The organism is Pseudolysinimonas sp., from assembly GCF_057350545.1.
In genome coordinates this window covers 1-25,847 of sequence record NZ_JBMRCP010000114.1, presented here as the reverse complement: position 1 = coordinate 25,847, position 25,847 = coordinate 1, and the positions used below count along the sequence as shown (strand labels likewise).

Annotated in this window: 27 protein-coding genes; 17 read left to right on the top strand and 10 right to left on the bottom strand. The window is 71.0% G+C overall.

Features of this window, described 5'->3' with window-relative positions; translation table 11 throughout:
* Positions 1-130: 130 nt before the first annotated feature.
* Positions 131-475, bottom strand: a complete 345-nt coding sequence (locus tag ACO1X9_RS15635; RefSeq protein ID WP_486351781.1) for a DUF4190 domain-containing protein — start codon at positions 473-475, stop codon at positions 131-133.
* A 24-nt stretch (positions 476-499) separates the two neighbouring features.
* Here ACO1X9_RS15635 and ACO1X9_RS15630 point away from each other — a divergent pair, with 24 nt between their 5' ends.
* Together ACO1X9_RS15630 and ACO1X9_RS15625 are read left to right on the top strand one after the other, a co-directional pair.
* A complete protein-coding gene (locus ACO1X9_RS15630) occupies positions 500-1,498 on the top strand; it encodes a glycerophosphodiester phosphodiesterase family protein (RefSeq protein WP_486351780.1) in 999 nt (332 codons plus the stop codon).
* A gap of 13 nt (positions 1,499-1,511) precedes the next feature.
* On the top strand, positions 1,512-3,875 hold the full coding sequence (locus ACO1X9_RS15625; protein ID WP_486351779.1) for an ATP-dependent helicase: 2,364 nt from the start codon (positions 1,512-1,514) through the stop codon (positions 3,873-3,875).
* Between the two features lie 5 nt (positions 3,876-3,880).
* On the opposite strand, the gene ACO1X9_RS15620 is transcribed toward ACO1X9_RS15625, so the two are convergent.
* The 3 genes from ACO1X9_RS15620 to ACO1X9_RS15610 form a co-directional block, all read right to left on the bottom strand.
* A complete protein-coding gene (locus tag ACO1X9_RS15620; RefSeq protein WP_486351778.1) occupies positions 3,881-4,429 on the bottom strand; it encodes a ribonuclease H family protein in 549 nt (182 codons plus the stop codon).
* Positions 4,430-4,518: 89 nt separating this feature from the next.
* Positions 4,519-5,418 carry an NAD(+)/NADH kinase gene (locus ACO1X9_RS15615; RefSeq protein WP_486351777.1) on the bottom strand — a complete coding sequence of 300 codons (900 nt, stop codon included), beginning with the start codon at positions 5,416-5,418 and terminating at the stop codon, positions 4,519-4,521.
* Positions 5,419-5,422: 4 nt separating this feature from the next.
* On the bottom strand, positions 5,423-6,466 hold the full coding sequence (locus ACO1X9_RS15610) for an SPFH domain-containing protein (RefSeq protein WP_486351776.1): 1,044 nt from the start codon (positions 6,464-6,466) through the stop codon (positions 5,423-5,425).
* 107 nt (positions 6,467-6,573) lie between these two features.
* Here ACO1X9_RS15610 and ACO1X9_RS15605 point away from each other — a divergent pair, with 107 nt between their 5' ends.
* Both ACO1X9_RS15605 and ACO1X9_RS15600 read left to right on the top strand, forming a co-directional pair.
* The gene (locus ACO1X9_RS15605) at positions 6,574-7,104 is read left to right on the top strand and encodes a hypothetical protein (RefSeq protein WP_486351775.1); all 531 of its coding nucleotides are present in this window, start codon (positions 6,574-6,576) and stop codon (positions 7,102-7,104) included.
* A gap of 134 nt (positions 7,105-7,238) precedes the next feature.
* Positions 7,239-7,757, top strand: coding sequence for a hypothetical protein (locus tag ACO1X9_RS15600; RefSeq protein ID WP_486351774.1), 519 nt, complete (start codon positions 7,239-7,241; stop codon positions 7,755-7,757).
* Between the two features lie 36 nt (positions 7,758-7,793).
* Here the strand turns inward: ACO1X9_RS15600 and ACO1X9_RS15595 are convergent, their stop codons facing one another.
* On the bottom strand, positions 7,794-8,783 hold the full coding sequence (locus ACO1X9_RS15595) for an aldo/keto reductase (RefSeq protein ID WP_486351773.1): 990 nt from the start codon (positions 8,781-8,783) through the stop codon (positions 7,794-7,796).
* 34 nt (positions 8,784-8,817) lie between these two features.
* Between ACO1X9_RS15595 and ACO1X9_RS15590 the strand changes: the two genes are divergently transcribed.
* Positions 8,818-9,198, top strand: coding sequence for a hypothetical protein (locus tag ACO1X9_RS15590; RefSeq protein WP_486351772.1), 381 nt, complete (start codon positions 8,818-8,820; stop codon positions 9,196-9,198).
* A 19-nt stretch (positions 9,199-9,217) separates the two neighbouring features.
* Here ACO1X9_RS15590 and ACO1X9_RS15585 read toward each other — a convergent pair whose 3' ends face one another.
* Entirely contained in the window at positions 9,218-9,952 is a 735-nt protein-coding gene (locus ACO1X9_RS15585) for an oxygenase MpaB family protein (protein WP_486351771.1), read from the bottom strand.
* A gap of 125 nt (positions 9,953-10,077) precedes the next feature.
* Here ACO1X9_RS15585 and sucC point away from each other — a divergent pair, with 125 nt between their 5' ends.
* From sucC to ACO1X9_RS15560, 5 genes are read left to right on the top strand one after another with little or no spacing between them, the layout of a single operon-like run.
* Complete coding sequence (gene sucC, locus ACO1X9_RS15580) at positions 10,078-11,241, top strand: ADP-forming succinate--CoA ligase subunit beta (protein WP_486351770.1); 1,164 nt, start codon at positions 10,078-10,080, stop codon at positions 11,239-11,241.
* 14 nt (positions 11,242-11,255) lie between these two features.
* Positions 11,256-12,146: a succinate--CoA ligase subunit alpha gene (gene sucD, locus ACO1X9_RS15575; protein ID WP_486351769.1), complete on the top strand. Its 891-nt coding sequence runs from the start codon at positions 11,256-11,258 to the stop codon at positions 12,144-12,146.
* A 27-nt stretch (positions 12,147-12,173) separates the two neighbouring features.
* Positions 12,174-13,571: a serine hydrolase domain-containing protein gene (locus ACO1X9_RS15570; RefSeq protein WP_486351768.1), complete on the top strand. Its 1,398-nt coding sequence runs from the start codon at positions 12,174-12,176 to the stop codon at positions 13,569-13,571.
* Positions 13,572-13,628: 57 nt separating this feature from the next.
* A complete protein-coding gene (locus ACO1X9_RS15565; protein ID WP_486351767.1) occupies positions 13,629-15,185 on the top strand; it encodes an alpha/beta hydrolase in 1,557 nt (518 codons plus the stop codon).
* A gap of 23 nt (positions 15,186-15,208) precedes the next feature.
* On the top strand, positions 15,209-16,423 hold the full coding sequence (locus tag ACO1X9_RS15560; protein ID WP_486351766.1) for a cell division protein PerM: 1,215 nt from the start codon (positions 15,209-15,211) through the stop codon (positions 16,421-16,423).
* 7 nt (positions 16,424-16,430) lie between these two features.
* On the opposite strand, the gene ACO1X9_RS15555 is transcribed toward ACO1X9_RS15560, so the two are convergent.
* On the bottom strand, positions 16,431-17,156 hold the full coding sequence (locus ACO1X9_RS15555; RefSeq protein ID WP_486351765.1) for an alpha/beta fold hydrolase: 726 nt from the start codon (positions 17,154-17,156) through the stop codon (positions 16,431-16,433).
* 75 nt (positions 17,157-17,231) lie between these two features.
* On the opposite strand from ACO1X9_RS15555, the gene purN reads away from it, so the two are divergent.
* The 7 genes from purN to ACO1X9_RS15520 all read left to right on the top strand — a co-directional run bounded on the left by purN (position 17,232) and on the right by ACO1X9_RS15520 (position 24,315).
* Positions 17,232-17,819 (top strand): phosphoribosylglycinamide formyltransferase, encoded by a 588-nt coding sequence (gene purN, locus ACO1X9_RS15550; RefSeq protein ID WP_486351764.1) that lies wholly within the window; start codon positions 17,232-17,234, stop codon positions 17,817-17,819.
* A complete protein-coding gene (purH, locus tag ACO1X9_RS15545; protein WP_486351763.1) occupies positions 17,816-19,402 on the top strand; it encodes a bifunctional phosphoribosylaminoimidazolecarboxamide formyltransferase/IMP cyclohydrolase in 1,587 nt (528 codons plus the stop codon). Before purN ends, purH begins: the two co-directional genes overlap by 4 nt.
* Positions 19,403-19,473: 71 nt before the next feature.
* Positions 19,474-19,734, top strand: a complete 261-nt coding sequence (locus tag ACO1X9_RS15540; protein ID WP_486351762.1) for a hypothetical protein — start codon at positions 19,474-19,476, stop codon at positions 19,732-19,734.
* Entirely contained in the window at positions 19,731-20,120 is a 390-nt protein-coding gene (locus ACO1X9_RS15535) for a type II toxin-antitoxin system VapC family toxin (RefSeq protein WP_486351761.1), read from the top strand. Before ACO1X9_RS15540 ends, ACO1X9_RS15535 begins: the two co-directional genes overlap by 4 nt.
* A gap of 62 nt (positions 20,121-20,182) precedes the next feature.
* Complete coding sequence (locus ACO1X9_RS15530; protein ID WP_486351760.1) at positions 20,183-21,994, top strand: ABC transporter ATP-binding protein; 1,812 nt, start codon at positions 20,183-20,185, stop codon at positions 21,992-21,994.
* Positions 21,991-23,796, top strand: a complete 1,806-nt coding sequence (locus ACO1X9_RS15525; RefSeq protein ID WP_486351759.1) for an ABC transporter ATP-binding protein — start codon at positions 21,991-21,993, stop codon at positions 23,794-23,796. Before ACO1X9_RS15530 ends, ACO1X9_RS15525 begins: the two co-directional genes overlap by 4 nt.
* Before the next feature lie 39 nt (positions 23,797-23,835).
* On the top strand, positions 23,836-24,315 hold the full coding sequence (locus tag ACO1X9_RS15520) for a VOC family protein (RefSeq protein ID WP_486351758.1): 480 nt from the start codon (positions 23,836-23,838) through the stop codon (positions 24,313-24,315).
* Here the strand turns inward: ACO1X9_RS15520 and ACO1X9_RS15515 are convergent.
* The 3 genes from ACO1X9_RS15515 to ACO1X9_RS15505 are packed head-to-tail and all read right to left on the bottom strand — an operon-like array spanning position 24,300 to position 25,544.
* Entirely contained in the window at positions 24,300-24,614 is a 315-nt protein-coding gene (locus tag ACO1X9_RS15515; RefSeq protein WP_486351757.1) for an MGMT family protein, read from the bottom strand. The genes ACO1X9_RS15520 and ACO1X9_RS15515 overlap by 16 nt on opposite strands.
* Complete coding sequence (locus ACO1X9_RS15510; protein ID WP_486351756.1) at positions 24,614-25,060, bottom strand: GNAT family N-acetyltransferase; 447 nt, start codon at positions 25,058-25,060, stop codon at positions 24,614-24,616. The genes ACO1X9_RS15515 and ACO1X9_RS15510 overlap by 1 nt, the downstream gene beginning before the upstream one ends.
* Positions 25,061-25,091: 31 nt before the next feature.
* On the bottom strand, positions 25,092-25,544 hold the full coding sequence (locus ACO1X9_RS15505) for a GNAT family N-acetyltransferase (protein ID WP_486351755.1): 453 nt from the start codon (positions 25,542-25,544) through the stop codon (positions 25,092-25,094).
* Positions 25,545-25,847: the final 303 nt, after the last annotated feature.

The window sequence follows — 25,847 nt, the reverse complement described above, 5'->3', positions numbered from 1 at the left end:
GCTCCCGCCCGCGATCGCGAGGCCGCCCGCGACGATGAGCAGCAGCCCGCCGAGCCAGCGAGTGCGGGAGGCGCCCCAACGCAGCGGCAGGTCGGACGTGGGCTCACGCCAGCGAGTGGGAGCCGTCCCGTCAGCCATTCGTCGTGACGAAGGTGATCACGAGGACGGCGAGGGCGACGAGCCAGACGTATCCGAGCACGACGGCGATCCAGGCGGGAACGAGCCCGCGTTCGCCCGAGGTCTTGATCTGGGCGACGGCCACGTGCCCGAAGAGCGCGGCGAGCGGGCTCAGCAGGCAGCCGAGGATGAGGGCCAGCACGGCCAGCACGTTGACGCGACGCGCCTGGTGCTCGGGGTCGGTGCTGAGCGCCGACGGGCTGACCCCGGCGAGGGGGACGGCCGTGCGGGTGCCGCAGGTGATGCAGTACTTCCAGGCGGGCTGCAGCTCCCGACCGCAGTTCGCACAGGTCGTCATGGGCCTTCAGATTATCGTGAACCCGTGCCCCCTCCGCTCCCCCTCGTCATAGGGCATCGCGGCGCGAGCGGATATCGCCCGGAACACACGCGCTCCGCCTATGAGCTCGCGATCACGCTGGGGGCGGATGCCATCGAGCCGGACATCGTCGCGACCCGCGACGGGGTGCTCGTGCTGCGCCACGAGAACGAGATCTCGGGCACGACGGATGTCGCCTCCCGGCCGGAGTTCGCCGACCGTCGAGCCACGAAGCGGATCGACGGCCTGACCCTCACGGGGTGGTTCACCGAGGACTTCACGTGGGCCGAGCTCTCCACCCTGCGCGCGACGGAGCGACTTCCGCAGGTGCGGCAGGCGTCGGCATCGTTCGACCGCTCGGAGCCGATCCTGCGACTGCGCGACCTGCTCGACATCCTCGATGCCGGTGCGGCGCGCACGGGACGGCCCATCTCGATCGTCGCCGAGGTGAAGCACGCCACCTATTTCGCGTCGATCGGCCTGCCCCTCGACGAGCTCGTCGCCGACGAGCTGCGGCGCTGGGATGACGGCAGCCGCACGACGGTCGAGTGCTTCGAGCAGACCGTGCTCGACGAGATCCGCGGGCGCGGGGTGCGGGGGCGCTTCGTCTACCTCCTGGAGTCGCGCGGCTCGGCGCCCGACCTCGTCGCGCAGTTCGGCCGCAAGGCACTGCCCTACTCGGCGCAGCTCACCGAGGCCGGGCTGGGGCGGCTCGCGCGGCAGGGGATCGACGGTGTGAGCGTCGACAAGGCGCTGCTCCTGCGCCCCGACGGCGCCGATCTCGTCGCACGGGCCCACGCTGCGGGCCTCGACGTCTTCACCTGGACCCTCCGCCCCGAGAACCGGTTCCTGTTGCCCGAGCACCGCGTGGGCACGGCGGCGCGCGACTGGGGCGACTGGCGCGCCGAGTTCTCGGCGGTGCTCGCCACCGGTGTCGACGGCATCTTCGTCGACCATCCCGACCTCGGCGTCGCGGCCCGGGCCGAGGTCACCGGCGGCACGTAGACTCGACGCCGATATGAGCACCCCGATCCTCGACGACCGACTGCTCGAGGGGCTCAACCCGCAGCAGCGCGAGGCCGTGCTCTACCGCGGCCCGTCGCTGCTGATCGTGGCAGGAGCGGGCTCGGGCAAGACGAGCGTGCTCACCCGCCGCATCGCCGGACTCCTCGCAAGCGGCGAGGCGACGCCGCTGCAGATCCTCGCGATCACCTTCACCAACAAGGCCGCCGCCGAGATGCGTGAGCGCGTCGGGCACCTCACGGGCATCAACTCGGGCGGGCGCGGCCCCGACGGGATGTGGATCTCGACGTTCCACTCCGCGTGCGTGCGGATCCTGCGTCGTCAGGCCGAGGTCATGGGCATGAAGGCCGGTTTCACGATCTACGATTCCGCCGACAGCCGCGCGCTCATCAAGCGGATCGTGAAAGAGCTCGACGCCGACACGCTCAACCTGACGCCGGGCATCGTCGCGGGCAAGATCTCGAAGCAGAAGAACGAGCTCGTCGACGTCGAGACCTACGCGCGCAACGTCAACACCGACGACCCGGCCGAGATCGCGTTCCTCGAGATCTACCGTCGCTACACGGCGGGTCTGCGTCGTGCGAACGCGCTCGACTTCGACGACCTCATCGGCGAGACCGTGCATCTCTTCCGCGCCTTCCCCGACGTCGCGGCGCTCTACCAGCGGCGCTTCCGGCACGTGCTCGTCGACGAGTACCAAGACACCAACCACGCCCAGTACGCGCTCATCCGCGAGCTGACCCAGCCGATCAAGCCCGAGCACCTGCCGCCCGACACGCGACTCCAGGCCGACGCCTCGGGCGGGCTCGCGGGGGCCTCGCTCACCGTCGTCGGCGACTCCGACCAGTCGATCTACGCCTTCCGCGGCGCCGACATCCGCAACATCGTCGAGTTCGAGCGCGACTATCCCGAGACCAAGGTCGTGCTGCTCGAGCAGAACTACCGGTCGACGCAGAACATCCTCGATGCCGCGAACTCCGTCATCGCGAACAACTTCGACCGACGCGAGAAGAACCTCTTCACGACCGTCGGCGCGGGGCATCCGATCCTCGGCTACACGGGCTACTCGGGACACGACGAGGCGCAGTTCGTCGCCGACGAGATCTCGGCGCTGCACCGCGAAGGGATGCCGTACAGCGAGATCGCGGTGTTCTACCGCACCAACTCGCAGACCCGGCCGCTGGAAGACGTGTTCATCCGCTCGGGCCTGCCGTACAAGATCATCGGCGGCACGAAGTTCTACGAGCGCGCCGAGATCAAGGACGCGATGGCGTACCTCATCCAGGTCGCGAACCCGGCCGATGACCTCGCGCTGCGCCGCATCCTCAACACGCCGAAGCGCGGCATCGGCCCGGCGACCGAGGCGACGCTGCAGGCGCACGCCGACAAGATGGGGGTGCCGCTGCGCGACGCCCTCGGGGATGCCGGCAACCTCGGGTTCGGACCGAAGGTCGCGAAGGCGATCCTCGACCTCGCGGAACTTCTGGACGAGGTCGAGGCGATGTTCGCCGCGAACGCCAAGCCCTCCGACATCCTGCTCGCCCTGCTCAACGGGTCGGGCCTTCTCGAGGCGCTGCGGGCGACGCGCGATCCGCAAGACGAGGCGCGCATCGAGAACGTCGAAGAGCTCGTGTCGGTCACGAAGGAGTTCGCGAAGAACAACCCGGATGCCGGCCTGCTCGAGTTCCTCACCGAGGTCGCGCTCGTCGCAGCCGCCGACGAGATCGAGGACGAGTCGGGCACCGTGTCGCTCATGACGCTGCACACCGCGAAGGGGCTCGAGTACGACGCCGTCTTCGTCACCGGGGTCGAGGAAGACCTGCTGCCGCACCGCATGTCATCGGGCGAGCCCGGCGGCCTCGCCGAGGAGCGTCGCCTGTTCTACGTCGGCATCACGCGCGCGAAGAAGCGGCTCTTCCTGTCGCTGTCGATGACGCGCTCGGCGTTCGGCGACACGAGCGTCGCGATGCCGAGCCGGTACCTGCAGGAGATCCCGCCGGGGCTCATCGACTGGAAGCAGTCGCCCGGCGACGCGACCTCGCGCGGCGGGTCACGGCCGCGGGCGCTCAACGCACGTGGCTATGCGGGCGGTGCCGCGCGCGGATTCTCGTACCCGACCGAGCTGCCGCCGGCGCCGCCGCGGGTCAAGCGCGAGTGGGCGAGCGAGATCACCGGCAAGGTGCGCGACAACGGCGACCTGACCCTCGAGACCGGCGACCGCATCCGCCACACCGATTTCGGGGAGGGCAAGGTGGTGGCGGTGACGGGTCAGGGCACGAAGTCGATCGCCGAGGTGCAGTTCGACCAGGCCGGGCGCAAGCGGCTGCTCATCAAGATCGCCCCGATCGAGAAGCTCTAGCGCCGTCAGCGGTTCGTGTCGGCCGACCCCCGCGGCGGGTCGACGGAGACGTCGAGCCGTTCGTGCTTTCCGCCGAGCGACGACCACTCCGACTTCTCGCCCTTCGCGGCGTGCTGCGACCCGCGCACGGCGCGCTCGTCGGCCCAGCTGTTGAGACGGTGACCGGCATGACCGCGCACGTGCTCGAGCACGACGTCGGGCAGCCCCGCGGCGCGGCGGGCATCCCGCACCTCGATGAGCTGCTCGAGGAGGTCGACGTTCGCGACGGGCTTCTTCGCGCTCGTGAGCCAGCCGCGCCGCTTGTGGGCGTCCATCCACGACGCGTAGGTGTTGATCGCGTACATCGAGTCGGCCTGCACGATGAGGTCGCGCACGTCGGCGTGGTCGCGGATCGCGCGCAGCAGCCCGAGGAGTTCGCCGATGTTGTTGGTGCCGTTCGGCACGGAGCCCGCGGCCCAGTGCCCGTCTTCGCCGACCCAGGCCCACCCGGCTGGTCCGGGGTTGCCCTTGCAGGCGCCGTCGGTGGCGACGATGTAGCGATCGGGAGAGGTCATCCCGTCGAGTCTGCCAGCCCGTCGCTGTTTGCCCGATTCGGGCTGTCCCGCCCGCACGCGGCGCAGCCGCTTTCGGGCAAATGGGGGAGTCACCCCACGACGAGGGCGAGGCGGTGCGACGAGGTGCCGACGGTCAGCCGCTGCCCCCAGGCGATCGGCAGGCGGTCGTGCTCGATGCCGTCGCCGAACGCGACGAGCAGCTCCGACTCGGCGATGAGCTCGAGCTGCTGCCCGGCCGCGAGCCCGCCGTACTCGAGCACACGGCCCGTCGCGCGCGACGGCCAGGCCTCGCGCACGAACCAGGCGAGTGCATCCGATCCGGATGCCGGCAGCCAGTCGGCGAGGGAACGGTCGGCCGCGATCGACGACGACCAGCCCGTCGCTCCCGTGCCCGTGCCGACGATGATCCCCGACGACGACTGCCGCTCGGTGCCGCGTTCGGGGACCGTGATCGTGTACCGCGACGACTGGTGCCCGGGGTCGCCGAGGTAGACGTCGTTGAGGGCGACGAGGGTCTGCCCGTCGTCGAGGGTCGCCTGCACCATCGCGCGCTGCTCGATCGTCGCCGTGCCCCGTCGCGCGCTCTCGATCACCGCGACCGCCGCGTCGGGGGCGTGCCGCACGAGCACCCCGGCGTTGCGCTCGGGCTCGGGATTCACCCCGACGACCGGCTGGCCGGCGAGGTACTTGGCGACGTTGGCGACGAGGCCGTCCTGACCGACCGCGACGACGACGTCCTCGGGTGCGAACAGGTAGCGGTCGAGGTCGCCCCGCTCCACACGGGCCTGCCGGAACTCGGCGGGGAGCCCCGTCGACACCAGGTGCAGCGCCTGCTCGATCGCCTCGTGCCGCGCGACGACATCCTCGATCGAGCGGCCGCGGGAGCGCAGGAAGAACTCGGCCTGCCCGAACGTGGCGTGACGGTCGAGCAGTTCCTCGTACTCCGAACGGCGGTGCACGAACACCGCCCGCGGCGCCAGAACGCCCATCGGGTCAGCGCTGGTCGGAAGCCGGGGCCGCGGGCGCGGGTTCGGCGGCCGCGGGCTTCTCCGAGAGTCGCGACAGCGCCTGCGTGAGCACGTCGGGCGTGAGGTTGAGCGTGCCGATCTCGGGGAGGTTCTTCGCGAGCTCCTGCAGCGCGAGCGCCGTGAGCACCGTGGGCTCGACCCCCGCGTAGGCCGCGAGCCGGGCGGCCTCGGTCTCGGCGTGGGCCGCACCGACGACGCGTGTGCCGGCGGCGCGGGCGTCGGCCTCGACCTTCGCCCGCTCGGCGTTCGCCTTCGACGCGATGAGCTGCGTCGCGGCCTCCTCCGTCGCCCGGCGCTGCGCGTTCGCACCGTCCTGCTGCACGAGCAACTGCTCGCGCGTCGCGAGGTCGATCTTGCTCTGCAGCTCGTTCTGCGCGATGGCGCTCTCCCGCTCGACGGCGAGGGCGCGCCGCTCGTACGAGGCGGCGTCGGCATCCTGCTGCACGCGCTCGCGTACGGGGGTCTCGAGCGCTCGCTCGAGGTCGGCCTGCGGGCGGATCGAGACGATGCGCACGGCGACGACGACGATCGACGTCTCGGCGAGTCGGGCGTCGCCCGCGAGCCCCTCGGCGGTGACCGCACGCACCTTCGGGATGCCGGAGCCGAGCACGTCGACGAGCGGGAGCGACGAGATGTGCTCGACGGCGTACTGCTGGGCGAGCTCCGTGATGCGGGAGCCGACCTGCTCGAGCGGCTTGCCGATCCACTGCCCCGAGTACGGGTCGATCGCGAAGTCGAGGCGCGTGGCGGCGAGCTCGGGGTCGGCGAAGCGGTAGGTGACGGTGGCCTGCACCGACACCTCCTGGAAGTCCTTCGTGCGGGCGCCGAAGAGCATCGAGAGTTCCGCCTCGGCGATCGGCACCTCGCTGATGGCGGCGTTGAGGGCGCGGAAGAAGAAGGCCGAACCCGGCCCCCGATGGCGAACGCGTCCCTTCTTGGTGTGGACGATGTAGCTCGTGGGGTTCGATCGCAGGTGGCGACGGAACGGGTAGCGGCGGATGTCGGCCATGCCCGAATCCTAGGGCCGCAGCTTCTCTCAGCAGATTGCCAGTTACCCCTATGCTGGGGCCGCCCCCGGCAATCGCCGGAGACTCGAGTTCAAAGGAGAACTTCCGAATGGCTGCTGTTTCCACGTCCCGCCGCGCGATCGCGGGCATCGTCCTGGCGATCGCCGGAGCTCTGCTCCTCCTCCAGGTGATCCTCGGATTCGCCAACGTCACGGCGCTCGGGCCCTGGCTCGGCGTGCTCGCCAACCTCGCGATCGGGGTGGCGTTCCTCATCCTCGCGATCGCGTCGTTCCGTGGCACTCTCTCGCGCATCGCGCTCGTCGTCGCTGCGGTCGGCTTCCTGCTGCTCGCTCTCGGTGCCGTCGTCGCGCTGCCGTCGCCGATCGGCACGATCGCCGCCATCGCGGCCGCGCTCGGCATGCTCGTCGCGGCGATCGCGCTCTATGTCGGGAAGGAGATCACCAACCTCGCGGCGATCGCCTTCATCGTCACGGCGATCGTGTACGCGCTCATCGTGCTGCTGCCGCTCGCGAACATCGCCCTCGGCACGTTCGGCTCGGTGCTCGCGCTGCTCTTCGCGCTCGGCGTGCTCGTCACGGGCCTCCTCTTCGCCCGAGTGCAGGGCTCGCGCGGACGCTGATCGACCCCGCCTGACACGGAACGCCCCGGGCCGAGTGCCCGGGGCGTTCCTCCGTCCGGGGCGCGGATCGCGTCGAACCCGACGTCGCGGACCGGCCCTCCCTAGGCTGGAGTCCCGCTCACGTCAGGACCTGCATGGCCGCCCTCTCCCGCCCCCGTCGTTCCACCGCCGCCATCGCGTTCATCGTGGCGGGCGCCCTCGTGCTGCTCGGCGTCGTGCTCGGCCTCGCCGGGCAGGCGCTCGGCAACTGGGTCACGGTGCTCGCCGACATCCTGATCGCCGTCGGCTTCGTGTACCTCGCCCTCGGCGCCGTCAGCACCGTCGCGCGGATCGCGCTGTTCGTCGGCGCCGGCGGCTGGCTGCTGCTCGCCCTCGGCGCCTTTCTCGCCTACCCGCCGCCGATCGCGGTGCTCGCCCTGCTCGCGGCGGCCGCGGGTGGGCTGGTGGGCGCGCTCGTGCTGTACCGAGCGAAGGAATTCTCCGATCGAGCCGGTGTCGCGTTCATCGTCACGACGATCGCCGCGGCCGTCGTGCTGCTCGCCGCGGCGGCCGGGATCGGCCTCGACGCCCTCGGCCCGATCCTCTCGGTCGTCTTCGGCTCGGGCCTCATCATCACCGGGATCCTCGTCCGTCGGCAGCAGCGCAGCCGCTGACAGCGGCCCCGCTCGCGTCTGTCGAGCGCCCGCGGTTCACCAGCGGTCGTGGATGGCGGCGCGCAGCCGACGGTCGTAGAGCTCGCGCACCGCGGCGGTGAACTCGGGGCCGAGGGCGGGCACCGATCCCGCGTTCGCGTTGCCCCGCGCCTGCTCGACGCTGCGGGCGCCCGGGATGACGGTCGAGACGCCGGGCAGTTGCGCGAGCCAGGCGAGCGCCGCCGCCGCCGGCTCGAGGCCGTGGGCCCGGGCAAGCGTCGAGAACTCGCGCGCCGCCTCGACCCCCTCGTCGAAGTCGACGCCCGAGAAGGTCTCGCCCACGTCGAACGCCTCGCCGCCGCGGTTGTAGGTGCGGTGGTCGTCGGCCGCGAACGACGTGTCGTGGTCGTACCGGCCCGAGAGCAGACCCGACGCGAGCGGCACGCGCGCGATGATGCCGACGCCCGCCTCCTGCGCCGCGGGCAGCACGGCGTCGAGCGGCTTCAGCCGGAACGCGTTGAGGATGATCTGCACGGTCGCGACGTGCGGCCGGGAGATCGCCGCGAGCGCCTGGTCGGTCGTCTCGACGCTCACCCCGTAGGCGGCCATCACGCCCTCGTCGACGAGCGCGTCGAGGGCGTCGAAGACCGCATCGGAGGCGTACACGCCGTCGGGTGGGCAGTGCAGTTGCACGAGGTCGAGTCGCTCGACGCCGAGGTCGCGGCGCGAGCGGTCGGTCCACTCGCGGAAGTGCGCGGGGGAGTAGTTCTCGACGGTCTGGTCGAGCCGACGCCCCATCTTGGTGGCGACGAAGATCTCGTCGCCGAGCCCGCGATCCTTGCGCCAGGCGGCGATGCGTTGCTCACTGCGGCCGTCGCCGTAGACGTCCGCCGTGTCGAACATCGTCACACCGGCGTCGTAGGACGCGTCGAGCACGGCGCGAGCGTCGTCGTCGCTCACCGCGCCCCAGTCGGCGCCGAGCTGCCAGGTGCCGAGACCGATGACCGAGACCGTGCGGCCGGTGCGTCCGAGGGTGCGTGTGTCCATGCTGCGAGCCTAGGCACCTGGCTAGGGTGACGGCATGGCCAGCACCTACGACTTCGCTCTGACCGGCGTCCCGGCGACCACGCACCAGGCGGTGTTCGACGCGCTCGCCGCCGCGGGCTACCGGCTCTCCGCGCTCCAGGACGGCACCTTCGCCGTCGAGCGCGGCAGCGGCACGAAGACCTTCTGGCTCGGGGCGTTCGCGGGAAAGGACTTCCACGCGAAGTTCTCGCTGCAGTTCTTCGACGGCGAGGCCGGCACGACCGCGCGGTTCACGCGCGTCGGGTCGCTCGGCGCGCTCAAGGGTGGCGCGATCGGCCACTCGAAGACGACGGACATCTTCCACGAGGCCGCGCGCGCGATCGACGCGCACGTGCGGGCGGCGGGGATCCTCGCGAACGTCACCGAGCACGCCTGACGGCTCGGGCCCGCGACGCTCACACCGCGGCGAGCAGGCGTCGCGCGGGCAGCTCGCGGATGCGGCGAGGCGTGATGCGGGCGAGCACGCGCACGAACGCCAGCACCGCCCGCGCACGGCGGGGGTGCCACGGGATGCCGTACGCCTCGCGCAGGGCGGGCGGCAGCAGGAGCGCGGTGAACTCGCGCGCGGCGGGCATCGCGAGGCGGAGCCACCACGGCGCCGCGCGCGCCGCGAGCAGCTCCCGCGCGACCTCGCGGGCTGCGGGCGTGACCGACAACTCCGCGACGGTGGCCTCCCAGTAGAGATCGAAGGCCGCGCGGTCGGCGGGCCAGGCGTCCGCCGGAAGCTGCAGCGCCATCCCGAGCTCCGCCCCGGCCGCGTGGAGCTCGTCGGCGAGGTCGGCCTCCAGCGGACCCCGGATCAGTTCGTGCACCTGCACGGCGGTGTGCGACAGGGTGGCGGCGACCCAGAGCTGCGGGGCGACGTCGCGCGCGCCGACGACGCGGGTGTGCGCCGCATCGACGCGGCGTGCGGCCCGTGCGTTCTGAGCAGGATCGCCGAGCTCCACCGCATACACATAGCCGAGGGTGCGGCGTAACCGGCCGAGGGGGTCACGCGCGAACGAACTGCTCTGCGCGACCCCGCGTGCCACGACGGGATCGCCGAGTTGCCACAGGATCGCCGCGAGGCCGCCGAGAACGAGCGATGAATCCGCGGCGAAGCGCCGGTAGCCCTCGCTGCGCTCGGTCATGGCTCCATGTTCGCAGGGGTAGGATTTCCGGGGCTGAGAGAACTATCTCGACGTCGAGACAACTCGATCGAGCTCCGGTCACGCCACCGACCAACCACTCCCCGAAACGGAAGAAGACGTCCAGCGTGGATCTGTACGAGTACCAGGCCCGTGAAGTGTTCGAGAAGCACGGCGTGCCCGTGCTCGCCGGCATCGTCGCCGAGACGCCCGCGGAGGTGCGCGCGGCGGCCGAGAAGCTCGGCGGCGTCACCGTCGTCAAGGCGCAGGTGAAGACCGGCGGTCGCGGAAAGGCGGGCGGCGTCAAGGTCGCCAAGACCCCCGCGGATGCCGAAGAGGCTGCCAAGGCGATCCTCGGCCTCGACATCAAGGGCCACATCGTCAAGAAGGTCATGGTCGCCGCGGGCGCCGACATCAAGGAGGAGTACTACTTCTCCGTGCTGCTCGACCGCGCCAACCGGTCCTACCTCTCGCTCGCCTCCTACGAGGGCGGCGTCGAGATCGAGGTTCTCGCCGAAGAACGGCCGGAGGCGCTCGCGCGCGTCGAGATCGACCCGATGGTCGGCATCGACCTCGCGAAGGCCACCGAGATCGCGAGGGCCGCGAGCTTCCCCGCCGAGATCGTCGACAAGGTCGCGCCCGTGATCGTGAAGCTCTACGGCGTGTACGACGCCGAAGACGCGACCCTCGTCGAGGTCAACCCGCTCGTGCTCACCGGCGCGGGCGAGATCGTCGCCCTCGACGGCAAGGTGACGCTCGACGAGAACGCCGGCTTCCGTCACCCCGAGCACGAGGCCCTCGTCGACGAGGATGCCGCGGACCCGCTCGAGGCGAAGGCGAAGGCCCACGACCTCAACTACGTGAAGCTCGACGGCACCGTCGGCATCATCGGCAACGGCGCGGGACTCGTCATGAGCACCCTCGATGTCGTCGCCTACGCCGGCGAGAAGCACGGCGGCCAGAAGCCCGCCAACTTCCTCGACATCGGCGGCGGCGCCTCGGCGACGACGATGGCCGCGGGCCTCGACGTCATCCTCGGCGACGCGCAGGTCAAGAGCGTGTTCGTCAACGTCTTCGGCGGCATCACCTCGTGCGTCGCCGTCGCGGAGGGCATCGTCAAGGCGCTCGAGATCCTCGGCGACACCGCGACCAAGCCGCTCGTCGTGCGACTCGACGGCAACCAGGTCGAGGAGGGCCGCGCCATCCTCGCCGCCGCCAACCACCCGCTCGTCACCATCGCCCAGGGCATGGACGACGGCGCCGACTCGGCCGCTGCGCTGGCTGCGAAGTAAGGACCGCGAAGAAAATGTCGATCTTCCTCACCAAGGACTCCAAGGTCATCGTCCAGGGCATCACGGGCGGCGAGGGCACCAAGCACACCGCGCTCATGCTGAAGGCGGGCACCCAGGTCGTCGGCGGCGTCAACGCGCGCAAGGCCGGCACGACGGTCTCGCATGACGGCGGCGTGGAGCTGCCCGTGTTCGGCACCGTCGCCGAAGCCATCGAGAAGACGGGCGCCGACGTGTCGATCGCGTTCGTGCCCCCGGCCTTCGCGAAGGACGCGATGATCGAGGCCATCGATGCCGAGATCGGGCTGCTCGTCGTCATCACCGAGGGCATCCCCGTGCAGGACTCCGCCGAGGCGTGGGCCTACGCGAAGAGCAAGGGCAACAAGACCCGCATCATCGGCCCGAACTGCCCCGGCATCATCACGCCGGGTGAGTCGCTCGTCGGCATCACGCCGAACAACATCACCCAGAAGGGTCCGATCGGCCTCGTCTCGAAGTCGGGCACCCTGACGTACCAGATGATGTACGAGCTGCGCGACCTCGGCTTCTCGACCGCGATCGGCATCGGCGGCGACCCGATCGTGGGCACCACCCACATCGACGCCCTCGCGGCGTTCGAGGCCGACCCCGAGACGAAGGCGATCGTCATGATCGGCGAGATCGGCGGCGACGCCGAGGAACGCGCGGCCGACTTCATCAAGGCGAACGTCACCAAGCCGGTCGTCGGCTACGTCGCGGGCTTCACCGCCCCCGAAGGCAAGACGATGGGTCACGCGGGCGCGATCGTGTCCGGCTCGGCCGGCACGGCGCAGGCGAAGAAGGAGGCCCTCGAGGCCGCCGGGGTCAAGGTCGGCAAGACGCCGTCGGAGACCGCCGCGCTCATGCGCGAGATCATCGAAGCGCTCTGACCCTCTGAGCGCCGGACGGAGACAGCGGTGACCACCGAGGTCTTCACGCGAGGCACGCCGAGTGCCGCGGGAGTCGACGCCCGCGGCATCTCGGCCTTCCTGGACGCCCTCGAGGCCGATCCCGGCATCCGACCGCACGGGCTCGTGCTGCTGCGGCGGGGCATCGTCGCCGCCGAAGGATGGTGGGCGCCCTACTCTCGGGATCGCGTGCAGCTGCTCTACTCGCTCAGCAAGAGCTTCACGAGCACCGCCGTCGGCCTCGCTCGCCAGGAGGGGCTGATCGATCTCGATGCGACCGTGCTGTCGTACTTCCCGGAGCTCGACACCGACATCGTCGACCCGCGCATCCGCGCGATGCGCGTGCGCGATCTCGCCGCGATGGCGAGCGGACACGCGAACGACACCATCGAGGCGGCCCACGCCCTCGACCCCGAGAACCTCGTGCGGGGATTCCTGCTGCTGCCCCCGGACGCCGACCGGGGCACCCTGTTCGCCTACAACCAGCCGTGCACCTACACGCTCGCGGCCATCCTGCAGCGCGTGACGGGCCACGGCCTCCTCGACTACCTGCGGCCGCGTCTGCTCGAACCTCTCGGCATCACCGACACCGGATGGATCGAAGCCCCGGCCGGCCAGGCACTCGGCTTCAGCGGCCTGCACGCCACGACCGAGGCGGTCGCCCGGCTCGGCGAGCTCTACCGCCGTCGCGGGATGTGGGGCGAGCGCCGCATCCTCGACGAGGAGTGGGTCGACGTCGCGACCCGGAGGCACGTCGCCACCCCGATCGTCGGCGGGCCGGACTGGGAGCAGGGCTACGGTTACCAGTTCTGGATGGCGCGGCACGGCTACCGCGGTGACGGCGCGTTCGGGCAGTACTGCGTGGTGGTTCCGGAGCACGAGCTCGTCGTCGCGATCACCTCGGAGACCCCCGACATGCAGCGGGTGCTCGACGCGCTCTGGGCGACGGTGCTGCCGGCGCTCGATCGCCCGAGCAGCGTCGGCGACGAGGAAGCGCTCGCGGCGCGTCTCGGCGCCCTCGCGTTCCCCGCGCTCGGCTCCGCGCCGGCTGCGACGGCCACCTGGCAGGACCGTCGAGTCGACGTGTCGCGCGCTGCGGGCGGGGTCAGCGCCGTCCGCGCGTCGTTCGACGACCCCGACGAAGGACACCTCGTGCTCGTCGACGGGGACGGCGAGCTCGCGCTGCGGGTGGGCGACGGACGCTGGCTCGTGCAGGAGGTCGACGGCCTTCCGCTCGCCGCGAGCGGCGGGTGCGACGCCGACGGAGGATTCACGGTCGAGGTACTCCTGCTCGAGACGCCGCACACGCTGCGGGTGCGCGGCGACGCCTCGGACGACTCCGTCACCGTCGACTGGGTGACGACGCCTCTGCACGACCAGTCGGTGCGGGCGCAGCACCGGCCCTGAGAGGCGTTCCTCCGGACAGCAGTCGCTAGGCTGGCGGCGCCGAACTCAGGGGGTTCCATGTCCGTACGTCGCCGCATCCTTCCTGCCGCCGCCGTGTTCACGGCGACGGCGCTCGTGCTCTCCGGCTGCCTGCCGCTGCCGTTCCTCAACGGGAGCGGGGGATCGAACACCGTGAACACGAGCACGGGCGAGACGGTCGATCCCGACCTCGAGGTGTACTACGACCAGGAGCTCACCTGGTCGAACCTGGGCGGCGGCATCGATGAGACGACCATCACGGTGCCGCTCGACTGGGACGCGCCGACCGGCGAGACGATCGAGGTCGCCGTCGCGCGGCAGCGGGCACGCGGCACGGCGCAGGGATCGCTGCTCATGAACCCCGGCGGACCGGGCGGGTCGGGCTACGACTTCGTGCGCTACTACGGCGGCGCGGTGACCTCCGACGTGGCGGCGGGCTTCGACATCATCGGCTTCGACCCCCGCGGTGTGGGCCTCTCGACGGGCATCGAGTGCTACACCGACGGCGACGACAAAGACGAGCTGCTCTACGGCACCTTCGACGAGCCGTACGGCTCGCAGGGCTGGATCGACGAGCTCACCGTGCGGCAGACCGACTGGGTCGACGCGTGCGTCGCGGGCACCGGCGACCTGCTCGGCAACCTCGACGCGATGAGCGTCGCGCGAGATATGGATGTCATCCGCGCCGTGCTCGGCGACGAGAAGCTCACCTACCTCGGCTACTCGTACGGCACCTACCTCGGCGCCGTGTACGCGGAGCTCTTCCCCGACAAGGTCGGCCGTCTCGTGCTCGACGGGGCCGTCGACCCGCTCGTCGGCGACCTCGACGCGCTCGCGACGCAGATGGCGGGCTTCGAGAGCGCCTACCGCGCATTCCTCGAGTACTGCTTCGGCCAGTCGAACTGCCCGTTCTCGGGCTCGGTGGAGGCCGCTCTGCAGCAGACCGAAGACCTGCTCCGCTCCGTCGACGGGCAGGGGATGACCTCGTCCGACGGCCGCACGCTCGACGTCGCCACCGCGGGCACCGGCCTCATCCAGAACCTCTACTCGCAGAGCCTCTGGTCGCGCCTCGTGCAGATGCTCGCCGACCTCGAGGCGGGGGACGCCGAGCTCACCTTCCAGAGCGCCGACGACTACAACAGCCGGGTCGGGCCGGGGAGCTACGACGGCAACGGCTACGACATCTACACCGCCGTCACCTGCAACGAAGGAACCCTCGGAACCGACGGCGTGACGCCGCTCGAGGGACTCGCCGTGATCGACCAGCGTGCACCGTACCTCGGCTTCGCGACCGCGCTCGACGACTACGCGGCACTCGATGTGACGTGCTCGAACTGGCCCTTCGAGCCGGCTGAGATGCCGACGTCGTACACCGCGGAGGGTGCGCCGCCGATCATCGTGATCGGCACGACCAACGACCCGGCGACGCCGTACGCGCAGGCGGTGTCGCTCGCGGGGCAGCTCTCGAGCGGCGTGCTCGTCACCTACAACGGCGAGGGTCACACGATCTACTCGAGCGGGGTGCCCTGCATCGACGATCTGGTCGACGCGTACTTCCTTCGCGGAGAGGTGCCGAGCGCCGACCCGAACTGCTGACGGGTGCGGGATAGGGTCGGGCCGTGACCCGGCGCCTGACCCTGCTCTTCGCGAGCCTCGAGGCCCTCCTCGTGGTCGCGATCGGGGTCGCCATCCCGCTCGTGCCGCTCACGATCGTCTGGGCCGCGCACTTCGGCTTCGGCGTCGACTGGCTCGTCTTCTGGCGGGGCTCGGTCGACATCTGGCTGCTCGGCCACGGCGTCGACGTCACCTTCACGCTCGACCCGCTGCTCGCGACGGCGCTCGGCTTCCCGGCGGCGGGCGACCCGGTGAAGGTCACGATCGCGCTCCTCGGCTTCGCGCTTCTCACGCTGCTGCTCGGCGTCCGCGCCGGTGGTCGCATCGCCGAGACCGGTCACCGGCTGATCGGCGGCGGCGGTGCCGTCGCGGTCTTCGCGGCGCTCTCGCTCGGCGTCACCTGGACGGCGCTCCACGACTCGGCACGTCCGTCGCTCTGGCAGGGGCTCATCCTCCCGGCGGCGGTGTTCGGCGCCGGCATCCTGATCGGGATGCTGCGTGCCGGACGCGCCCCCCAGGCGGGCAGTCCCGGCAACCGGCTGCGCGACTGGATCGATGAGCGGTCGCCCGAACTGAGGGCGGGTGCCGCCGCGGCCTTGCGGGCGGGCATCGGCGCCGTGGCACTCACGACCGCTGTCGCCGCGGTGCTCGTCACGGCGATGTTCTTCCTGCGCTTCTCCGACATGATCGGCCTGTACGAGTCGCTGCACACCGAGGTCGTCGGCGGCATCGCCGTGACCGCTGGTCAGCTCGCGATCACGCCGAATCTCGTGCTCTGGGCCGTGTCGTGGCTCGTCGGACCGGGCTTCGCGATCGGCGCCGGCTCGTTCGTGTCGCCCGTCGGCACCGCGCTCGGGCCGCTGCCGGCGCTGCCCGTTCTCGGCGCCGTGCCGACGAGCGACACGATCTTCGGCTTCGCGGGCTTGCTCGTGCCGGTGATCGCGGGATTCGTCGCGGGCGTCGCGGTGCGTCCGGCCCTGACGCGCGAGCTCGGCCGGCTGCGGCTGCCCGAGGTGCTCGGCGTCGCGCTCGGCGCGGGCGTCGTCGGTGGACTGCTCACCGGGTTCCTCGCCGCCGCGTCGGGCGGAGCGGCGGGTCCGGGGCGGCTCGCGCAGGTCGGACCCGATCCGCTCGCCGTCGGGCTCTTCGCCGCCCTCGAATTCGCCGTCGCGGTCGGGATCGGTCTCGCGGCGGCATCCCGGCGCGGCCGCGAGGACTAACCGGGCGTCAGCCGAGGAAGGCGAGGATGCGCGCCGCGATCTCGGCCGGCTTCTCGCGCACGAGCATGTGCGTCGTGCCGTCGACGATCTCGGCTCGCGCGCCCGGGATGGCGGCCGCGACGGCCTCGGTGTGGTCTCGACGGATGGCGTCGTGCTCGCCGGCAAGCACGAGCGTCGGCGCCGTGACGACCGCGAGCGACTCGACGGGGATGTCGGGCTCGATCGCCCACAGCGCGCCGAGCTTCTCGAGCACGACCTCGGCGTGCTCCGGGCCGTCGGGGGAGAGTTCGGCGTACTCGGCGCCGACGGCGGCGTGCGCTTCCTCGGTGATCGTCGGATGCGGGTAGTCGTCGGCGACGTAGGCATCGGTCGACAGGTTGCCGCTGATCGGCACGATCGACAGCACCCGGTCCGCGTGATCGCGCGCGAGCAGGATGCTCGTGATCCCCCCGTCGCTGAACCCGACGACGTGCGCACGGTCGATCCCGGCGGCGTCGAGGTAGGCGACGGTGTCCGCGGCCATCCGGGCGTAGGAGTACGCACCGTCGCGGTCGGCGGTGCGGCCGTGTCCCGCGCGCTCGGGCGCGTGCACCTCGAAACGCTCGGCCAGCAGTTCCGCGAGCTCGCGCATGACCTCGAGCGAGCAATAGCCGCCGTGTAGCAGCACGAGCGGCACGCCCGATCCCCAGGTCTCGTAGTACGTGGACTCGCCCGCGACGTCGATGTACGGCATGCGCCCCACCCTAGGCAGTTCCGCGGGGCGGGAGCATGGGCGGATGCCCCATCGAGCCGCCGATAGGCTGGGCGGGTGCTCCGGCTCGTCGTCCTCATCTCCGGGGGCGGGAGCAACCTCCGCGCCCTCCTCGAGGCGAGCGAAGACGCCGAGTTCCCGGCCCGCGTCGTCGCGATCGGCGCCGACCTGCCGGCCGACGGCCTCGCGCACGGCGAGGAGTACGGCATCCCGACCTTCGTCGTGCCGTTCGGCGCGTTCGACAGCCGCGAGGCGTGGGGCGAGGAGTTGCTCGACCAGGTGCGCCAGTGGGAGGCCGACCTCGTCATCCTCTCCGGCTTCATGCGGCTGCTGCCGCCGGCGTTCGTCGAGGCGCTCAGCCCGAACCTGCTCAACACGCACCCCGCGTACCTGCCCGAGTTCCCGGGCGCGCACGGCGTGCGGGATGCCCTCGCGGCGGGCGTGACCCAGACCGGCGCGTCGGTCATCGTCGTGGATGCGGGTGTCGACACCGGCCCGATCGTCGCCCAGGAGCGCGTGCCCGTGCTGCCCGACGACACCGAGGCGCGCCTCCACGACCGCATCAAGCTCGTCGAACGCGAACTGCTCGTGCAGGTCGTGCTCGACATCGCCAACTCCCGCATCGACTTGAAGGGCCTCACGTGAGCGGCGCCACCATCGACTCGTCCCTCTACCGCGAGCGGGATGTCGTCCCCATCCGCCGCGCGATCGTCGCCGTGAGCGACAAGACGGGGCTCGTCGACCTCGCCCGGGCGCTCGCCGACGCGGGTGTCGAGATCGTCTCCACCGGGGGCACCTCGAAGGCGATCGCCGAGGCCGGCATCCCGGTCACCCAGATCGGCGACCTCACGGGCTTCCCGGAGCACCTCGACGGGCGCGTGCGCACCCTGCACCCCAAGGTGCACTCGGGGCTGCTCGCCGACCTGCGCCTCGAGTCGCACGAGGCGGAGCTGCAGCAGTTCGACATCGCGCCGTTCGAGCTCGCCGTCGTGAACCTCTACCCGTTCGCCGCGACGGTGGCCAGCGGCGCGGAGCCGGACCAGATCGTCGAGCAGATCGACATCGGCGGCCCCGCGATGGTGCGCGCGTCGGCGAAGAACCACGCGAACGTCGCCGTCGTCGTGAACCCCGACCGCTACGGCGACATCGTGGATGCCCTCGCCGCGGGCGGCACGACGCTTCTCCAGCGGCGGGAGCTCGCCCGCGAGGCCTTCCGGCACACCGCCACCTACGACATCGGCGTCGCGTCGTGGCTCGGCGCGGTGCATGCGCCCGACGACGAGGGATCGGGTTTCCCGGGCTGGATGGGCGCCTCGTGGGAGCGCGCCGACGTGCTGCGCTACGGCGAGAACTCGCATCAGCGCGCGGCGCTCTACACGTCGCCGAACGGCGCCGGCATCGCCCAAGCCCGGCAGCTGCAGGGCAAGGAGATGTCGTTCAACAACTACGTCGATGGGGATGCCGCCGTGCGCGCCGCGTTCGACCACGACACTCCGACGGTCGCGATCATCAAGCACGCCAACCCGTGCGGCATCGCCACGGCGTCCACGATCGCCGAGGCGCACGCCCTCGCGCACGCGTGCGACCCGGTGTCGGCGTTCGGCGGTGTGATCGCCTCCAACCGGCCGATCACGCGGGAGGCGGCGGCGTCGATCGCGCCGATCTTCACCGAGGTGATCATCGCGCCCGGGTTCGAGCCCGGCGCCCTCGAGGTGCTGTCCGGCAAGACCAACCTGCGCCTGCTCGAGCTGCCCGCGGACTACGGCGATGGCGGCACCGAGTTCCGCCGCATCTCCGGCGGCCTGCTCGTGCAGACCGTCGACCGCCAGTTCGCCCCCGCACTGCAGTGGAAGCTCGCCGCCGGTCCCGCCGCCGACGAGGCGACCCTGGCCGACCTCGAGTTCGCCTGGCGTGCCTGCCGCGCCGTGAAGTCGAACGCGATCCTGCTCGCCTCGGGCGGCGCCTCGGTCGGCGTCGGCATGGGTCAGGTGAACCGCGTCGACTCGTGCAAGCTCGCCATCGAGCGCGCGGGCGACCGTGCGCGCGGAAGCGTGGCGGCATCCGATGCCTTCTTCCCGTTCGAAGACGGGCCGCAGCTGCTGATCGACGCGGGGGTGCGCGCGATCGTGCAGCCCGGTGGCTCGGTGCGTGACGCCGAGACGATCGCCGCCGTCGAGCGTGCGGGCATCACGATGTATTTCACGGGCGAGCGCCACTTCTTCCACTGAGTCGGCTGCGCGTCAGGCCTGCGCACCGACGGCAGGTGTCGCACTTTCTTAGTCGGTGTTACACTCGGCGGGTGCCCACCACTCGCCCGCGCTACACGGTCACCGAGACGGCCGCCCTGAAGCGCGCCCTCGACGGGGTCGCGCTTCGCCATCCCGAGCTCGCGGGCGACCGCAACGCGCTCTTCCGTCGATTGGTCGACGACGCGGCGGAGCGGTACGACGGCGCAGAGCGACGAGAGGCGATGCGCACCGCGATGACACGGATCGAGGCCCGGGGCCTCAGCTATCCACCCGACTATCTCGACGATCTCCGCCGGGACTGGCCCGCGTGATCGTGCTCGACGCCGGTGTGCTCATCGCGCTCAACGACCCCCGCGATGCCCACCACGCGGCCGTGGCGCGCTTCCTCGAGGCGAATGCCGATGGTCGTCTCGTTGCGAGCGGGGTCACGATCGCCGAGAGCCTGGTGCATGCGGCGTCCGAAGGCGTGCTCGGGGAGGTGCTGCACGATTACGAGCTCCTCGGGATCGAACCCCTCGACGTGGCGGGCACCGCGGCCGGCCCGATCGCGCGAATCCGATCGGAGACGCGTCTCCGTATGCCCGACTCGCTCGTCCTCTACGCGTGCGAACGGGAGCGAGCCGATCTCGTGACGACCGATACCGTGCTCGCCCGGGTCGCGACGGCGCGTGGCGTTCGGACTCATCTGCTCACCTGAGCGCATTTCGGGTCTAAGCTGAAAGGCTGCCCCGGCGGACCCCGGGGCGGCACCTCTTCCTCATGCCTGACACCACCGCCACCCCTGCCCGCCGCGCCGGGACCGCGCGCATCCTGCTGCGCCTGCTCCCGTTCGTGCGCCCCGCGCTGCCCCGCATCGTGCTCGGTGCGGTCGCCGCGCTGCTCGCGGGCCTCGTCGCCCTCGGCATCCCGCTCGTGCTCCAGGTGCTCGTCGACGGCGCCCTGTCGACCGGCGACGCCTCGGCGATCTGGCCCGCGGCGACGCTCGTGCTCGTGCTCGGCGTGCTCGAGGCGGCGTTCATCATGGCGCGGCGCTGGTTCGTGCTGACACCGGGCACGCACGTCGAGGCCGCGCTGCGCCGCACGCTGTACACGCGGCTGCAAGACCTTCCCGTCTCCTTCCACGACCGGTGGCAGAGCGGGCAGCTGCTCTCGCGCGCGATGAGCGACCTCGGGCTCATCCGCCGCTGGCTCTCGTTCGGCCTCGTGCTGCTCGTCGTGAACCTCATCACGATCATCGTCGGCGCCGTGGTGCTGTTCTTCTGGAACTGGATCCTCGCCCTCGTCTTCCTCGTCTGCTCGATCCCGCTGTGGATCTACGGCTACGTGTTCGAGCAGAAGTACTCGGTCGTCGCGCGTCGCTCGCAAGACCAGCAGGGCGACCTCGCGACCGCCGTCGAGGAGAGCGTGCACGGCATCCGTGTGCTCAAGGCGTTCGGCCGCGGCAAGCACTCGCTCGAGAAGTTCACCCGTCAGGCCGATCAGCTGCGCGGCACCGAGCTCGACAAGGCACGGGCGATCGCCGGCATCTGGCTGTGGCTGCTGCTCGTGCCCGACGTCGCCTTCGCGCTCTGCCTCGGTGGCGGCGTCTGGCTCGTGTCGCAGGGCGAGATGACCGGCGGCGAGCTGCTCGCCTTCTTCGCGACCGCGACCGTGCTGCGCTTCCCGATCGAGTCGATCGGCTTCCTGCTCTCGATGACGTTCGACACGCGCACCGCGGTCGACCGTCTCTTCGAGGTGCTCGACGAGCCCAACCCCATCACCGACCCCGCGGCACCCGTGTCGATCGCGGAGCCTCGCGGACGCCTCGCGTTCGAGAACGTGCACTTCCGGTATCAGGATGCGCCCGAGGGTGCTCGCGACCTCGTCGACGGCGTCGACCTCGTGCTCGAGCCCGGTGAGACGATGGCGCTCGTCGGCCTGACCGGGTCGGGCAAGACGACGCTCACCGCGCTCACGACGCGGCTCTACGACGTCACGGGCGGGGCGATCACGCTCGACGGGGTCGACATCCGCGACCTGACGCGCGACGAGCTGCGGGCGCGCGTCGCGATGGCGTTCGAAGACGCGACGCTGTTCTCGGCCTCGGTGCGCGACAACGTGCTGCTCGGGCGACCCGACCTCGCCGACGACCCCGAGGCGGCGCAGGCGGCGCTCGACGAGGCGCTCGACATCGCCCAGGCGGAGTTCGTCGCCGAGCTGCCTGACGGCGTCGAGACGACGGTCGGCGAGGAGGGGCTCTCGCTCTCCGGCGGTCAGCGGCAGCGCCTCGCGCTCGCGCGGGCCGTCGCCGCGAAGCCCGCTGTGCTCGTGCTCGACGATCCCCTCTCGGCGCTCGACGTCGACACCGAGGCACGTGTCGAGGCGGCGCTGCGCCGGGTGCTCGCCACGACGACGGCGCTCGTCGTCGCGCACCGTCCGTCGACCGTGCAGCTCGCCGACCGCGTCGCGCTGCTGCAGGACGGCCGGGTCACCGCGGTCGGCACCCACTCGCAGCTGCTTGCGACCAACACGCACTACCGGCACGTGATCTCGTCGCTCGAGGCCGACAACACCCGGGAGGTGGAGAAGTGAGCGTCGCCGGAGTCGAAGGCGAGGAGCGGGACGACTACTCGCGGGAGGAGTCGCGGCTCATCCGACAGCGCTCGCTGCGACTGCTCGGGTCGCTCGTGCGGCCCGTGCGCGCCCGCGTCGTGCTCACGCTGGGAGTCGTCGTCGTCAGCACGGCGGCCCAGGTCGCCGGTCCCGCCCTCATCGCGCTCGGCATCGACCGCGGGCTGCCCGCCGCGCTCGAGAGCGACTTCCTGCCGCTCGGGCTCATCGTCGGCGCCTACCTCGCGGCCGGCATCCTCGGGGCGGTGCTCATCGCGTGGTACACGATGCTGTCGGCGCGCGTCAGCCAGGCCATCCTGTTCGACCTCCGCCGGCGGGTGTTCCTGCACGCCCAGCGGCTGAGTCTCGAGTTCCACGAGAGCTACACGTCGGGGCGCATCATCGCGCGCCAGACGAGCGATCTCGAGGCGATCCGCGAGCTGCTCGACTCGGGCCTCAACGGACTCGTGCGGGGCGTGCTCTACATGTCCTTCGTCGGCGTCGCCCTCGTCATCTTCGACCCCGTGAGCGGCCTCGTCATCGCGGGAGCGCTCGTGCCCCTCGGCCTGCTGACCCGCTGGTTCCAGAAGCGGTCGCAGCGCGGATTCCGCCTCACGCGCACCGTCTCGGCGCGCGTGATCGTGAAGTTCGTCGAGACGATGACGGGCATCCGGGCGGTCAAGGCCTTCCGCACCGAGAAGCGCAACGACGCGGAGTTCGGCGGCCTGGTCGAGGACTACCGCGTCGCGAACGCCAACGTCATCAAGCTCTTCGGCATCTACGACCCCGGGCTCGTGCTCATCGGCAACACCGCCGTCGCGGTCGTGCTGCTCGTCGGTGGCTTCCGGGTGCTCGGAGGCGACCTCGAGCTCGGTGCGCTGCTCGCCGTGCTGCTCTACACACGCCGGTTCTTCGACCCGATCGAAGAGATGGCGATGTTCTACAACTCCTACCAATCGGCCGCGGCGGCGCTCGAGAAGATCTCGGGCGTGCTCGAGGAGGAGCCGAGCGTTCCCGACCCGACCGATCCCGTCGACCTGTGGCAGGCCCGGGGCGCGCTCGCCTTCCGCGACGTGCGGTTCGCGTACAAGGAGGATCGGGTCGTGCTGCCCGACTTCTCGCTCGACATCCCTGCAGGGCAGACGATCGCGCTCGTCGGATCGACCGGCGCGGGCAAGTCGACGCTCGCGAAGCTCGTCGCCCGGTTCTACGACCCGTCGGCGGGAGCGGTCGAGCTCGACGGCGTCGACCTGCGCCGCCTGCATCCGAAAGATCTGCGCCGGGCGATCGTCATGGTCACGCAGGAGGCCTACCTGTTCAGCGGCTCGGTCGCCGAGAACATCGCCCTCGGCAAGCCGGATGCCACGCCCGACGAGATCGTCGCCGCGGCGCAGGCGGTGGGGGCGCACGACTTCATCACCGCGCTGCCCGACGGGTACGAGTCCGACGTCAACAAGCGCGGCGGGCGGGTGTCGGCCGGGCAGCGGCAGCTCATCTCGTTCGCGCGCGCGTTCCTCGCCGACCCGGCCGTGCTCATCCTCGACGAAGCCACGGCATCCCTCGACATCCCGAGCGAACGCCTCGTGCAGGAAGGGCTCACGACGCTGCTGGCCGACCGCACGGCGATCATCATCGCGCACCGGCTCTCGACGGTGTCGATCGCCGACCGCGTGCTCGTGATGGAGCACGGCAGGATCGTCGAGGACGGCGTGCCTGCCGACCTCATCGCGGGGACCGGCCGCTTCTCGAAGCTGCACGCGGCGTGGAGAGACTCCCTCGTCTAGCCGTGGACGTGCGTCGGGGGTCGTGCGCAGACTTCCCTCATGACGACGATCACCCCGTTCCTGTGGTTCGACACCGGCCTCGACGACGCCATCGCGCGCTACCGCGAGGTGTTCGGCGATGTGGAGGTGCACGCACACGACGACTACGCGGGAGGCGAGACCGGGGATGCGAACGACTCGACCCTCGTCGTCGAGTTCTCGGTGCTCGGTCAGCGCGTCATGGGGATGAACGCGGGCCCGCACTTCCCGCAGACCGAGGCCTTCTCGTTCTACGTGCGCTGCGCCGATCAGGCCGAGGTCGACCGCTACTGGGACGGGCTCATCGCCGGCGGCGGGCAGGAGTCGCAGTGCGGGTGGCTGAAAGACCCCTGGGGCGTCTCGTGGCAGATCGTTCCCGAGGCGCTCGAGCGACTGCAGCTCGGTCCCGACCGGGAGGCGGCGCTCCGCGTGCAACGCGCGATGCTCGGCATGCGCAAGATCATCGTCGCCGACCTCGAGGCTGCCTACGCGGGGTCGTAGCGGGCGGTCCGGAGGTTCACCCGGTAACCGTCTCCGGTGGTCACGAGCGGCGTTCCCTCGGCTCGATAGTGCTCCAGGGCGCGATCTTCGTGCGCGATCGGGGGCAGGCCCGACGACCGGATGACGCGCCACCACGGCACATCCGAGCCGTAGAGCGCCATCACGTTGCCGACCGCGCGGGCGGCCCGGGAGCCGAGCACCGCGGCGACGTCGCCGTAGGTCATGACCGACCCCGGTGGGATGGCGGTGACGATGTCGAGCACCGCCTCGACGAAGTCGGCGGGAGGGCGCCGCGCCATCAGACCGCCTTCGCGCCGACGACCTCGCCGAACAGCTCCTCCCCGGTCGGCACGAAGCCGACGGAGAGGTAGAAGCCCTCCGGGCCCTCGTCGCCCGGCTCCCAGAGCACCGTGATGCGCTCGGCGCCGCGTCGGCGTGCCTCGGCGGCGATCGCGTCGACCGCGAACCGCCCGACCCCCTTGCCCTGTGCCTCGGCCGAGACGTTGAGCCGCCAGATGCCCGCGCGGAAAGCCTCGAGCTCGTTGTCGGGGTCGAAGTTGCCCATCACGAAGCCGACCACCTCGTCGCCGTCGAGGATGACCCGCGGCCATGCGGTCGGCGTGACGTAGGCCTCGGCGACCGAGTTGACCACCGGCGCGACGAAGCGTTCCTGCCCCGGCTTGAGCGGCATCCTGACCGCCGCGAGAAGAGTGTCGGAGTCGAGTTCGGCCAGGCGCAGCGTCATGGCGCCACCCTAGCGACGGCGACCGACGCGCTCAGAGGTCGAGCGCTCCGAGGTTCTCGCCGAACGGCGTCTCGCCGACGACTCGGAATCCGACCGACTCGAAGAACGGACCCGGACCCTCCTCGCCGCCCGCCCACACGACGGTCGCCCGGGTGAAGCCGCGACGGCGAGCCTCGTCGGCGAAGGCCTCGACCGCGAACCGCCCGACGCCGGAGCCCTGAGCCTCCGCGGCCACGTTGATGCGCCAGATCGCCGCGCGCAGGTACTCCTCGGGCGCGTCTTCGTCGAAGGCGCCCATGATGTAGCCGACGACCTCGTCGCCGTCGAGCACGACGCGCGGCCACGAACCCACCGGATCGAGTTGCTCCTCGACGCTCGTGTAGGTCGCGGGCTCGAGGAAAGCCTCCTGACCTGGCTTGAGGGTCAGGCTGTTCGCCGCCGAGATCGTCTCGGCGGTCAGCTCTTCAATGCGCAGGTCGGCCATGCGACCAGGCTAACCCGGGCCATGGGTGCCGGGGGAAGCCCCCACAGATATCTCGATGTCGAGATAATCCGACCAACCGGTAGGCTGGTCGGCGGCCTCCACAAGGGGCCGCGCACCGGCGAGAGGAAATGAAGTGGTCGCGAAGATCAAGGTCGAGGGAACGGTCGTCGAACTCGACGGCGACGAGATGACACGCATCATCTGGCAGTTCATCAAGGACCGCCTCATCCACCCCTACCTCGACGTGACGCTCGAGTACTACGACCTCGGCATCGAGCACCGCGACGCGACCGACGACCAGGT